Genomic DNA, 11,905 nt, shown 5'->3' on the forward strand with positions numbered 1-11,905 from the left:
TGAAAAAGCCGGCAATTACAAACGATGTGTTTTTGTATATTTTGCCGGCGTTTAATTCTTTTTCTTTTTTAATCCAATGGCCTTTAATGGCTTTGGTAAAGATATCGTTTTATACTTCGTTTAGGTGTTTTTTCGAACTCTTCATAATAGATTTTAAGACGGCTGATTTGGCTATAAGCCGGAAGTTCTTTGTTGAGGGTCGATATGTTTTCTTCCATCAGAGTTTCTAATGCATGGCCGGATATATTCGAATGTTGTGCGTTTTCTATATCGGGGTAAACGAGAGCGACCAATTTGCCGTCTTGTTCGATGATGAGCGATTCGCATACATAGGGCATATTATTCAGTCGATCTTCGATTTCTTCCGGATAAATGTTTTGCCCGGACGGACCCAATATCATGTTTTTATTTCTCCCTCTCAAATATATGAACCCATCGGCATCTATCGTACATAAGTCTCCGGTTTTCATCCAGCCGTCCTCGGTGAATATCGCCTGAGTAGCTTCTTCGTTTTTGAAGTATCCCAGCATGATATTCGTACCTTTCACTTGCAGTTCACCTACGATATTTTCTGAATCCGAAGAGTTTACTCTTCCTTCCATACGGTCCACTATCCGCCCACAAGAGCCGATTCGAGTCTCGTTCCACGGGGCATAAGAGATGAGCGGACCGCACTCGGTCATGCCATATCCTACGGTAAAGGGAAAATTGATACGACGCAGGAATTGTTCTACATCTCTATTTAAAGCCGCACCTCCGATAATCATTTGAGAGAGGTTTCCTCCGAACGTTTCGTAAAGTTTATCGTTGATTTTTGCCAATAACTGAGTGTCTAAGAATGGAACTTTTAAAAGAAGTTTCATCAAAGGTTTCTCTAATAAAGGAAACACTTTGGTTCTGATAATTTTTTCGATGATGAGAGGAACGGCTATAATTAGTTTGGGCTTTACCGTAGCAAAAGCATCCATGATGATCTTAGGAGAGGGAATCCGAGTCAGGAAATGCAAGTGACAGCCTTTTAAAAATGGGTGTATCATTTCTATAACCATGCCGTACATGTGTGCCATCGGCAACATACAAACAATACCGTCACCTGCGGACAAGAACGGTAAATGGTCTAAACAAAATTTGACATTGGACCATAAACTGCGGTAGGGGAGCATTACTCCTTTTGAAAAACCGGTGGAGCCCGAGGTGTAATTGATAACGGCGAGTTCCTCGGGAGAATCTTCGTAATAGCTTACGGCATCAGGGGTAAATCGGGCAGGATATTTTTTCCCGAAGTATTCGTTTAATCGGTTCCGCATATCCGTCAGCTTTTCACTTTTTGATCTTAATAAGGAAAAGTCATTTAATAGGAAGATTCCTTTCAGGTTTTTCATTAGCGTTTCGTTCAAGTCTTCCCAGACAATATCTCCGACAAATAGCAGTTTTGCTTCCGAGTGATTGACAATGTGGTGTATATTGTCTGCTTTGAATTCATGTAAGATGGGGACGGGTACGGCCCCATAGGTGATTGCCGCAAAAAAGGCTACTGCCCAATGAGCTGAGTTTTTACCGCAGATAGCTATTTTGTCTCCTTTTTTTATTTCGGCACTTTCTAATAAGAGATGTATTTTGGCTATTTTGCGGGCAATGTCTTTATAATGATAAGATACACCGTCGAAATCACTTAATGCGATTCTTTCCCAATTTTCTTTAATGGCTTGTTCGATGTATTTATTGAAACTCTCGTTGTTCATAAAATCAAGTTTTTATGTCATGATTTTACAAAGTTACGAGATTTCCTGAATAATCCTAATGTTTCTGTGTCTATTTTGGGAAAAGAGGAATAGGGTTCCTAAACTTTTCGTAATGAAAAAAGAATGTTCAACCCTCCTGATAAACCGTTTTTTACCCATATCTCTCCTTTATGGAAGAGAACGGCGTTTTTAACAATGGCAAGTCCCAATCCGGTTCCTCCGAGTTTGCGGGACCGACCTTTATCAACCCGGTAAAATCTTTCGAATAATCTGTTCAAATGTTCTTCGGGGACACCGATTCCGTTGTCGGAGAAAGAGAAATAATAATATTTGCTATCTTCGAGATAACAGTCTATCGTGATTTTTGTTCCTATACCGGCATAGGCTATGGCATTGTCTGTAAGATTTCTGAAAATGGAGTACAATAAGGAATAATTTCCATTTATGGACATTCGTTCGTGGAGGTTTTTCGTCTCGACGGTCATTTCCCGTTCTGTCAAGGCCGCTTGTGATTCGTTAATAACTTCATTGATGATTTTTTGTAAATCGGTATTATCCGTGTCATAGAGGTCCTTAGATTCGTCCAGCCTATTGAGCATTGAAATATCTCTTAGTAAATCGGTCAATCGTTTGGATTGTGCGTAGCAACGCTCCATAAACATTTTTTTCCGGCTATCGTCCATTTCGGTGGAAAGAATGGTCTCCATATATCCGCGGATACTGCTGACCGGGGTTTTAAGTTCGTGAGCGATGTTTTGAGTAAGTTGGCGTTTTAACCGGCTTTCTTGTTCTTGTTGGGTAATATCGTTAATGGCTATTTCAAATGTATGGTCTTGAAATATGATACATTCTATGAGGAAAGTTCGGCTTCCTTTGTCTATAACCATAGACTCCGAAATAAATTCCTCCTGTTCGTTTTGTTCATAGAGCTTTTGAGAAATGAAATTGTTGATTTTTTTCAGATTGGCCTCTTTAAATAAATAGTCGGAGGGAGATAGGGTATTGTCTGTGATAAAATTGAGATACTGAATAAAAAGATTATTGGCCATAATAATCCTTTTATCTTTGGAAAAAAAGGCCAATCCTTCTTTGGAGAACTGTAAATGCTTGAATAGTTTCTCTTGCTCTATGGATAGTTTCTCTTTGGTTTTTAATAAATTATCATAAATGTGAGTAAGACTTTGGGTAATATTGCCAATGTCGTCTACCCCTGATTTTATAGTAATGTGTATAGGCTTTCCCTGTTCTGCCTGTTGAGATAGCTGGCTGAGAGCGGCAATGGATTTCCCCAAGCTGTGGCAAAAATAATAAAGCAACAGTATGGCGAAAATCGATATCGCTAACATGAAATATATGAATTCGTTATTGGGACTGAGTATGGAAAATTTCTCCCGTTCGAAAGGAAGTGAGGAACGTATGATCCAATCGTCATATCGTTTAGCTGAATAGAAGAAATTTTTTTTGAACGATTGAGAATATCGAATGGCATATCCATTCCCATTTTTTAGAGATGATCTTATTTCGGGGCGGTCCAAATGGTTGTTTGCGATGGAGTTTGGTTCTTTTTCTTGTTGGCTTTCGAGCAACACTTTTCCAGAGTGTGCCGATATAATAGTTACTCTTAGAGGTTTTCGAGTAATACTCTGTATGATGGAGTCGATTGAAATTTGGTCTATCTCTTTGTTTTTAATTTGGGAATATATGAGTTCGTTATAATCTTGTAAAAGGGCATTTAGAGATTGCTGTCGGTTTTCTTTTTCTAGATTATATTCGAATAGTAAAATAATAGCGATAAAAACGATGAAAAGAGAGCCGATAGAAAAAAATAATTTTCTATCGAACGTCATAGATTTTCGAACCTTCTCGGTAGACATAAATTAAGCTGTTTCAAAACAATATCCGTATCCGAGACGAGTTACGATGCGCTTACCGTATTCTCCTATTTTTTTGCGTAGGCGGGTAATATTGACATCGATAGTTCTGTCTAAAACATATACCTCGTCTGTCCATATTTTCGATAATATTTCTTCACGAGAGAAAACTTGTCCCGGGTGGGAAAGCAGGAGGGATAATATTTCAAATTCTTTTTTAGTCAATGGGAGTTCTGTATTGTCTATGAACGCTCGTTTTTTTACAGGGTCTATGTACAATTTTTCAAATTGTAAAATAGCCGGGTCTTCTTTGTCTACAATCCGTCTTAGTACGGCTTTGACCCTTGCGATCACTTCTCGGATAGAAAACGGTTTCGATATATAATCGTCCGCACCGATATTAAATCCCATGAGTTTGTCGTCTTCGGTATCTTTGGCCGTTAAAAAAATGATGGGAATATGTTTCAGCTTCTCGTTTTTTCTTAACAGAGAGGCCATTTTGAATCCGTTCATTTCGCCCATCATGACATCGAGCAACAATAAGTTATAATTGGTCAGGTTCATTTGTAGCGCTTCTTCTGCCGAATTTGCCGTATCTACGTCATATCCTTCGACCTCCAAATTGAATTTCAAAATTTCGCATAAATCTTCTTCGTCATCGACGACTAAAATTTTGTAATTGGCCATAGTTTCAATTTTTATGATAGTGCAAAATTGAGAAACAGATATTTCAACAATGTGACAAACATTTTACTTTTTAATCTTCATTCTGCTGTGTTTTCTTGAAAATTGAAAAGTAGAATATAATCTTTCACGTCGTTTCCCTTACGGTCGCTTCGTAGGGTTTGTTCAAAAGTATATTGTTCTCCGTACTTTTCTTTTATATAATTGAAATCCCGTTCGCCAACGAGTAAATAACCATTTTTAGGCATTTCTTTTTCGAAGTCAATGACTCGGTTTTGTGCATAAAAATTAATAATGAAAAATCGCATCATAGAGGACGATACATAAGAATATATCTCTCCATTTGGGACAGTCGATACTACTTTGTCTGCAAACGGTTTCATCGATTTTGCATTAAGTATAGCCGGCAAAGTAGAAGCGTCCAACATCAGTTGAATGCCGAAAAACAGGGCTACGACCGAGTAAAGATAACGGTTATTATAGGTTAGGTATCGTTTGCTCTTATAGATGTCATAAATTAAGAATACTATAAATATGGCAGTAATGATGAATATGATATCCCACGATTCGGAAAGGGCTGTTACATAGTGACTGATGTCACTCGTAGAAGACATGACGTATTTGTCTATAATTCCGCTTTTGACGATAGTTAGAACCACCAATAAAAATCCCCCGATAAAAGCTATGAAAATTGAAAATATTCTCCATATTCGCGGTCTTTGTTTGAGTAGAAAGAGCATGTATTCTGCCAAAAAATAGGCTATGAATGGGTAAATGGGAAGAATATATACCGATCTTTTACTTTTGGGGATACAATAAAAAACGAATATGATGACAATGGATAAGAGACTGAACAGTCTCATTTTATCCATGTGTGTGATATAGTCTTTGAATCGTTCCCAATATAGTTTGACCGTACTCTGTGGTCTCTTGTATTTTAAGGTAAATAATGACATGATAACTAAAAGCGACCATGGTAACCAACCCGCTAAGGTAATATAAACATAATAGATGATGGGTTGCTCGTGTGAACCGTATGACATTTTTCCCAAGAAGCGATCGACGTTTTCTTCCATAACGAGCCGTAGAAATGCTTCTCCTCCCTGTTGATAGGCCGCATAATACCAGAGTAAAGGCAAGATACAGGATAGTAGTGCTATGGGGATAATTTTATAGAAGGCTTTCCATACAGACACTTTTTGGAAAAGAAGGAATATGCCGATTACGGCGCATGGAAGTACGATGCCCACCGGTCCCTTAGTGAGCGTAGCTATACTCATAAATAGTATTGCCCAAATGGGGATTCCTTTCAACCCGAGTTCCCACCATCGATATAATTGGAGCATGGCTAAGACGATGAAGCAGGTCAGTACCATATCGACTCGCGACGCCATTGCAGCTCGATGCACTTCAAATCCCGACAGCAGCAATAGAGAGGCAAGGAATGCTATGTCGTTTCTGCTACGTTTGGCAAAAAAGAGAAAACACACGATTGCCATAAGGATTGCCGCCAGTGCCGAAGGAAGGCGCGAAGTGAACTCTGTTACCTCTCCGACAGGAAGGGACAACGCTGCGATACACCAATGAAAAAAAGGAGGTTTGTAGGCGATGTCTCCGCCATTGTTTATAGGTAGTATCCAGTTGTCGTTTTGTAACATACTGACTGCCACGATGGCTTCCCGGGGTTCTCCTTTGGTGTGGAAGTTGGTTAGCCCCAAATAGGGTATGATCGTTAAGGTACTGATGACTAACAGTAAAAGAAATAGAGATGTCTTGGAACTTATTTTAGGCACATTCATAATGGGGATAGTCTTTAAATCGTTTGGTTGTTATGAGGATCAAAATTGATTTTTTTATCTATAATGTATTCTGGGCGATTTTTGGTTTCATCGAAGATATTTCCAATGTACTCTCCGAGTATTCCGATGGTAAACAATTGCACTCCACCTAAAAATACGATAGTAATGATTGTCGAAGACCACCCCGGAACGATAGATTCTTTGCCGGAAAGGTACATGATAAATATCCAGATAGCAAAAGCCAATGCTATAAAAATGGAAAGTGTTCCTAATGATATGGCCAATTTTAATGGCTTTTTAGAAAAACCGAAGATACCGGCCGAGGCTAATGAAAACATTTTTCGTATGGAATATTTCGTTCTGCCGGCAGCACGTTCGTTACGGGTATAATAGAACGGAGTTTGTTTAAATCCCATCCAACTGAAAAGTCCCCGCAAATATTTATGCTTTTCGGGAAACTGTTTGAATGCATCCAAAACCTTGCGATCGATGAGCCTGAAATCGCCTGTATCGACAGGAAATGTGTAGTCAGATAGAGAGTTGAGCATGCGATAATAAATCTTGGCGGTGAATTTTTTCATGAAAGTTTCCCCTTCACGTTTATTGCGTACCGCATATACGACATTACTGCCTTCTTTCAAATAAGTATCTATCATTTGGGGAATAACTTCGGGCGGGTCTTGCAGGTCCACATCGATGATAACGGCAATGTCTCCGGTACAGTTGTGTAATCCTGCACTCACGGCATTTTGATGTCCGAAGTTTCTGGAAAACGATATTACTTTTGTATGAGGATCATCGTTGGCGAAACCGAGTAAAAGTTCTTCTGTGTGGTCTTTGCTCCCATCGTTAACGAAAATAAGTTCATAATCGTGAGCCGTACTTTCCATTACTTGGGAAAATCGCTTATGGGACAAGGGTAGTACTTCTTCTTCGTTATAACAGGGAATGATTACAGATACTTTCATGGTATGAAACTTTTATTTTTTAAAAGTGATACATCTATTCATAATGAAATTACACAGTGTATATACGATCATACTCAAAAGTTGAGCCCAAGAATCGGGTACATATAATATCTCTACCAAAATGAGTAACGATATAAATTGTATGCCATAGCATATCCCGAAACAGACGAGGAATAAGATGGCTTCGCGGATAAAGTTACTATTTAATTTTTTAAATACCCAAAGTTTGTTCCAGAAGAAACTATTGACGACACCTGCTATATAGCCTATAAAATTGGATATGGTATATTTTACATGTAGAATCTCTTGCAGGAAGTAAATGACGATAAGCGTTATAAGGGTATTTATGATACCGACAATACCGAAACGAATAAATTGTCCTATTGCTTTTTTATCGTATTTTTTCAGTCGTTCGAACATGATGAAATGTCAGTCTTTAATGGGGTTGGTCGTGTCATCTTTCAAGGCTGGCAAAGACCAGTGAAATTTTACAGCGAGTAAGCGAACCGCAACGACCGATATGCCGCAAATGGATTGGTTGGTTATACTGTTGAACCCCATTTTTTCTCCTAGATAAAACATGATTCCTCCGGCGACACAAGCTAAGGCATAGATGTCTTTACGAAATAGCAGAGGTTCTTCGTTGATGAGGATATCGCGAATGATACTGCCGACCGATCCCGTAATGGTTCCCATGACGATCGCTACCCAAAACGGAAATCCGAACATAAGTGTTTTTTCTACTCCCACGACGACAAATAGAGCTAACCCGATCGTATCGAATATGAAGAACGTATTTTCGAGTTTTACCAAGTATTGTTTGAAAATAATGACGAAAATAAGAGCTATGGCCGTTACGGTGAGGTAGCTGCCGTTTATCATCCAGAAAGGAGTTGCATTCAACAAGACATCTCGGAGCGTTCCACCTCCTATGGCTGTTACAAGCCCGACAGCATAGGCTCCGAACCAATCGAATTGTTTTGCGGCTGCTAATCGAATGCCACTAATGGCGAAGGCCAGTGTGCCGACAATTTCTAATATGGTGGCGAAAGTTGTATTCATAATCTTTCGTATGGAATTGCAAAGGTACTATTTTTTATGATAATCTGTCGTTCTTATTTTATTTTTGGGAGTTGAGTTTTTGTCGTATGAAATAAGTTCTGTAAAGCTATTTTGTGGGAATAAAAATGTACCTTTGCACCAAATGTGGAAATAGACTGTGCTCGTAGAGTCCGATAAATTTGTTTCTGCTTTTGTTTGCACTATTTCTCTTAATACAAATCTTTAATGAAAAAACGACTGCTAATACTTCTTTCAGTTTGTTTTATCTGTGTTTCCATATTTCCTTCTTCTCCGAAATATGAAATGAGGGCGGTGTGGATAACAACGAACTGGGGATTGGATTGGCCTTCGCGTCCGGTAAAGGTTTTGTCCGATAGATATATACAGCAAAAAGAGTTGTGCTATATTCTCGATGAGTTGCAATCGGTAGGAATCAATACGGTGTTTTTTCAAGCGCGTATTCGAGGTGAGGTTTTTTATTCTTCTCGATACGAACCGTGGGCTGCCGTTTTAAGTCATGGGCGGGAACCCGGATACGATCCTCTTGCTTTCGTCATTGAGGAATGTCATAAACGGGCCATCGAATGCCACGCTTGGCTCGTCACTTTTCCGGTGGGATCGAATAGGCAAGTGAAAAAACAAGGTCGTTCTTCGGTTGTTGCCCGCCATCGTTCATGGTGTAAGCAATTATCGGGGGAATGGTTTCTCGATCCGGGGAATCCGGCGGTGAAGGATTATTTAAGAGCATTAGTCGGGGAAGTCGTTTCTAAATATGATGTCGACGGTATTCATTTGGATTATGTGCGTTATCCCGATAATGCGATGAAATTTCCCGATTCCGATTCGTTTAGGAAGTGGGGAAGTAGAAGCAAGTCTTTGTTTCGTTGGAGAGAAGACAATATAACCGGTATCGTCACAGCCATTTATGAAGAGGTGAAACGATTAAAGCCGTGGGTGAAAGTCAGTAGTTCACCGTTAGGTAGATATGCTTCATTAGAAGGTTTCCCTGCGGAATGGAGCTGCATGGAGGCTGTTTCGCAAAATCCGAAAGATTGGTTGCAGAGCGGACGGCATGATTTTATTGTCCCGATGATGTATTTCAGAGAAGAAAATTATTATCCGTTCTTGTATGACTGGACAAATTCTTGTCCTCCCGGAAAAGTAATAAGTGGCTTGGGAGTTTACCGGTTGGATAAGAACGAAGGTAATTGGCCTTTCATAGAAATAAAGAGACAAATCGAGACCACTCGGAAAATGGGAGTGGGACAGGCCTATTTCCGATATGAAAATTTACATACGCATACGATTTTGAGGCAATGGCTCGTTTCCTGTTTTTACAGGTATCCGGCCTTGACACCCGGGTTGAAAAATCCTATATCGCAAATACCGGATACCCCGAACAATTTACGAGTGGAGACACAGGGCGGCATTTCTAATATTTCTTGGAGTCCGGCAGATGGTGCATTCACCTATGTATTGTATGCGACAAATGATTCTTTGGATATGAATACAGGAGATCAGATAGTGGCTGTATTACCTAAAAATATACATTCATGTTCATTGTCGATTCCTTATAGGAATTATGCCATAGTGGCTCGTGACAGGTATGGGACCGAGAGCAAGCCTGCGTTTTGGACGGGTAAAAATATAGAACCGGATAAGTATCGAATAACTCTATAATTATAATGTTGATATAAAAAATAAAAGCTATGTATCCTTTGAAATTTGAAGACATTCTTCGTCCTATGATTTGGGGGGGAGAAGAAATCAGCCGATTCAAACAGTTACCCGAAGTTCACCCCGGTATCGGTGAAAGTTGGGAAATTTCACAAGTAGGCGATCGTATATCGGTCGTTAGCGAAGGGGAAGATAAAGGGAAAACGATTACGGAGTTGATTAAGCGCGACGGGGCGAATTTGCTGGGGAAGCATGTCGCAGCTCGCTATGCCGATAAATTCCCGTTGTTGATTAAATTTATCGACGCACACGATAATCTCTCTATTCAAGTTCACCCCAATGATGAGTTGGCGATGGCCCGGCACAATTCATTTGGGAAAACCGAGATGTGGTATGTCATCGACGCTAAACCGGGAGCAGGCCTCTATTCGGGATTTTCTAAGCAAATAACTCCCGCAGAGTATGTAGAGCGAATCAAAAATAATACGATTACCGACGTATTGCAATTTCATGAAGTGAAAAGCGGCGATGTGTTCTTTCTTCCGGCAGGCCGTATTCATGCTATTTGTGAGGGAATATTGATAGCCGAGATTCAGCAAAGCTCCGATATTACTTATCGCATATACGATTATGATCGTAGAGATGCGCAGGGCAATGCCAGAGAGTTGCATATCGAGCAGTCTATCGATGCAGTCGATTTTAAAATGTATGATAATTTACGAACCGATTATGCGGCTAAAAATAACGATGCTGTCGGTTTAGTCAAATGCCCGTATTTCGAAACGAATTTAATCGAAGTGGATAAAAGTGTGAAGCGTTCCGTTTCGGGACATGATTCGTTCGTTATCTATATGTGTATGGGTGGAAAAGTGCGATTGACCGATAATAACGGTTACACGATATCTTTACATCAAGGACAAACCGCATTGATTCCCGCTACACTCTCATGGGTGACAATCGAGGCAGAAACTTCTGCGAAGTTACTCGAATGTTATATTCCCGAATAATGAAGTGTTTTTTATAAAAAGAATAATGCCGGAGAATTATTCTTCGGCATTATTCTTTTGGTTATGATTGTAATATTTGCAATATGGGCGGATTCCGCATTCCAAGCAATTGGGTTTGCGAGCCATACAAATGTAACGTCCGTGTAGAATCAACCAATGATGTGCGATGGGGAGTAGGTGTCCCGGAATATTTTTTACCAATGTTTTTTCTGTTTCGAGGGGAGTTTTTGAATGGTTGGTAAGTCCGATTCTGTTGGAGACTCTGAAAACGTGAGTATCGACAGCCATCGCTTCTTTGTTAAATACGACCGATGCTATGACGTTGGCTGTTTTTCGACCCACTCCCGGTAATTTTTGCAAATCTTCTATTTCGGAAGGTACGACACCGTTGAACTGTTCGATGAGTGTACGAGCCATTCCCACCAAATGTTTCGATTTGTTATTGGGATATGATACGCTTTTAATGTATGTATAAACTTCTTCCGGTGTAGCTGCGGCCAGATCTTGTGGAGTAGGGAATGCTTCGAATAGAGCCGGGGTTATCATGTTTACCCGTTTGTCGGTACATTGTGCCGACAGAATGACTGCAATCAGTAATTGAAATGGGTCGTGATATTGCAATTCGGTTTCGGCGATAGGTTTGTTTTCTTGAAACCATTTAATGACTCCGGCATATCTTTCTTTGGTAGTCATGGCGTTATAAAAATTTTATCATATGAAGACTATATTTCGCTAAGAAAAATCCTCCGAAAACGGCAATAATACCTCCGAGATTAGTACCGATGATATAGAATAGGGCACTGTGGACTTTCCCTAAATTCAATAGATTCATCGTTTCCAAAGAGAATGAGGAGAACGTGGTAAATCCACCTAATAATCCGACGAATAAAAAAACTCTCAGATTAGGTGAAAAATCAAAAGAATAACAAAAAGCCCAAAGTATCCCGATGATAAAAGAGCCTGCTAAGTTTACGCATAATGTTCCCCACGGATAAGCCGGGAAAAGACGTTGAATTTCCGAAGCGATAAAAAACCTTGCAACAGAACCTATGCCTCCTCCCGCGAGAACACAAGCGACTTTACAAAACTCCATTC

The 11,905-nt window shown here is 39.8% G+C and carries 11 protein-coding genes; 2 read left to right on the top strand and 9 right to left on the bottom strand.

Annotated features, from left to right (window positions below):
- Positions 1-83 precede the first annotated feature (83 nt).
- The 7 genes from HMPREF9448_RS07345 to HMPREF9448_RS07375 all read right to left on the bottom strand — a co-directional run bounded on the left by HMPREF9448_RS07345 (position 84) and on the right by HMPREF9448_RS07375 (position 8,126).
- Positions 84-1,742 carry an AMP-binding protein gene (locus tag HMPREF9448_RS07345; protein ID WP_008861960.1) on the bottom strand — a complete coding sequence of 553 codons (1,659 nt, stop codon included), beginning with the start codon at positions 1,740-1,742 and terminating at the stop codon, positions 84-86.
- Between the two features lie 98 nt (positions 1,743-1,840).
- Positions 1,841-3,616, bottom strand: a complete 1,776-nt coding sequence (locus tag HMPREF9448_RS07350; protein ID WP_008861961.1) for a sensor histidine kinase — start codon at positions 3,614-3,616, stop codon at positions 1,841-1,843.
- A gap of 3 nt (positions 3,617-3,619) precedes the next feature.
- The gene (locus HMPREF9448_RS07355; RefSeq protein WP_008861962.1) at positions 3,620-4,300 is read right to left on the bottom strand and encodes a response regulator transcription factor; all 681 of its coding nucleotides are present in this window, start codon (positions 4,298-4,300) and stop codon (positions 3,620-3,622) included.
- A 77-nt stretch (positions 4,301-4,377) separates the two neighbouring features.
- The gene (locus HMPREF9448_RS07360; protein WP_008861963.1) at positions 4,378-6,096 is read right to left on the bottom strand and encodes an ArnT family glycosyltransferase; all 1,719 of its coding nucleotides are present in this window, start codon (positions 6,094-6,096) and stop codon (positions 4,378-4,380) included.
- 14 nt (positions 6,097-6,110) lie between these two features.
- A complete protein-coding gene (locus HMPREF9448_RS07365; protein WP_008861964.1) occupies positions 6,111-7,064 on the bottom strand; it encodes a glycosyltransferase family 2 protein in 954 nt (317 codons plus the stop codon).
- Between the two features lie 12 nt (positions 7,065-7,076).
- Positions 7,077-7,484, bottom strand: a complete 408-nt coding sequence (locus HMPREF9448_RS07370) for a GtrA family protein (protein WP_008861965.1) — start codon at positions 7,482-7,484, stop codon at positions 7,077-7,079.
- A 9-nt stretch (positions 7,485-7,493) separates the two neighbouring features.
- A complete protein-coding gene (locus HMPREF9448_RS07375; protein ID WP_008861966.1) occupies positions 7,494-8,126 on the bottom strand; it encodes a trimeric intracellular cation channel family protein in 633 nt (210 codons plus the stop codon).
- A gap of 225 nt (positions 8,127-8,351) precedes the next feature.
- On the opposite strand from HMPREF9448_RS07375, the gene HMPREF9448_RS07380 reads away from it, so the two are divergent.
- Positions 8,352-9,806, top strand: a complete 1,455-nt coding sequence (locus HMPREF9448_RS07380; RefSeq protein WP_008861967.1) for a glycoside hydrolase family 10 protein — start codon at positions 8,352-8,354, stop codon at positions 9,804-9,806.
- A gap of 29 nt (positions 9,807-9,835) precedes the next feature.
- Complete coding sequence (locus HMPREF9448_RS07385; protein WP_008861968.1) at positions 9,836-10,810, top strand: type I phosphomannose isomerase catalytic subunit; 975 nt, start codon at positions 9,836-9,838, stop codon at positions 10,808-10,810.
- A 36-nt stretch (positions 10,811-10,846) separates the two neighbouring features.
- Here HMPREF9448_RS07385 and nth read toward each other — a convergent pair whose 3' ends face one another.
- Positions 10,847-11,503, bottom strand: coding sequence for an endonuclease III (gene nth / locus HMPREF9448_RS07390; RefSeq protein WP_008861969.1), 657 nt, complete (start codon positions 11,501-11,503; stop codon positions 10,847-10,849).
- A 4-nt stretch (positions 11,504-11,507) separates the two neighbouring features.
- The gene (gene crcB, locus HMPREF9448_RS07395) at positions 11,508-11,903 is read right to left on the bottom strand and encodes a fluoride efflux transporter CrcB (RefSeq protein WP_008861970.1); all 396 of its coding nucleotides are present in this window, start codon (positions 11,901-11,903) and stop codon (positions 11,508-11,510) included.
- Positions 11,904-11,905: the final 2 nt, after the last annotated feature.

It is taken from the genome of Barnesiella intestinihominis YIT 11860, assembly GCF_000296465.1.
GTDB classification, from domain to species: Bacteria; Bacteroidota; Bacteroidia; order Bacteroidales; family Barnesiellaceae; genus Barnesiella; species Barnesiella intestinihominis.

What these genes read in the sequence shown, in the direction of transcription:
- nth (WP_008861969.1), bottom strand. Translation starts at nt 11,503, where the DNA reads ATGACTACCAAAGAAAGATATGCCGGAGTCATTAAATGGTTTCAAGAA.
- HMPREF9448_RS07355 (WP_008861962.1), bottom strand. Translation starts at nt 4,300, where the DNA reads ATGGCCAATTACAAAATTTTAGTCGTCGATGACGAAGAAGATTTATGC.
- HMPREF9448_RS07365 (WP_008861964.1), bottom strand. Translation starts at nt 7,064, where the DNA reads ATGAAAGTATCTGTAATCATTCCCTGTTATAACGAAGAAGAAGTACTA.
- HMPREF9448_RS07360 (WP_008861963.1), bottom strand. Translation starts at nt 6,096, where the DNA reads ATGAATGTGCCTAAAATAAGTTCCAAGACATCTCTATTTCTTTTACTG.
- HMPREF9448_RS07385 (WP_008861968.1), top strand. Translation starts at nt 9,836, where the DNA reads ATGTATCCTTTGAAATTTGAAGACATTCTTCGTCCTATGATTTGGGGG.
- crcB (WP_008861970.1), bottom strand. Translation starts at nt 11,903, where the DNA reads ATGGAGTTTTGTAAAGTCGCTTGTGTTCTCGCGGGAGGAGGCATAGGT.
- HMPREF9448_RS07370 (WP_008861965.1), bottom strand. Translation starts at nt 7,484, where the DNA reads ATGTTCGAACGACTGAAAAAATACGATAAAAAAGCAATAGGACAATTT.
- HMPREF9448_RS07380 (WP_008861967.1), top strand. Translation starts at nt 8,352, where the DNA reads ATGAAAAAACGACTGCTAATACTTCTTTCAGTTTGTTTTATCTGTGTT.
- HMPREF9448_RS07345 (WP_008861960.1), bottom strand. Translation starts at nt 1,742, where the DNA reads ATGAACAACGAGAGTTTCAATAAATACATCGAACAAGCCATTAAAGAA.
- HMPREF9448_RS07350 (WP_008861961.1), bottom strand. Translation starts at nt 3,616, where the DNA reads ATGTCTACCGAGAAGGTTCGAAAATCTATGACGTTCGATAGAAAATTA.
- HMPREF9448_RS07375 (WP_008861966.1), bottom strand. Translation starts at nt 8,126, where the DNA reads ATGAATACAACTTTCGCCACCATATTAGAAATTGTCGGCACACTGGCC.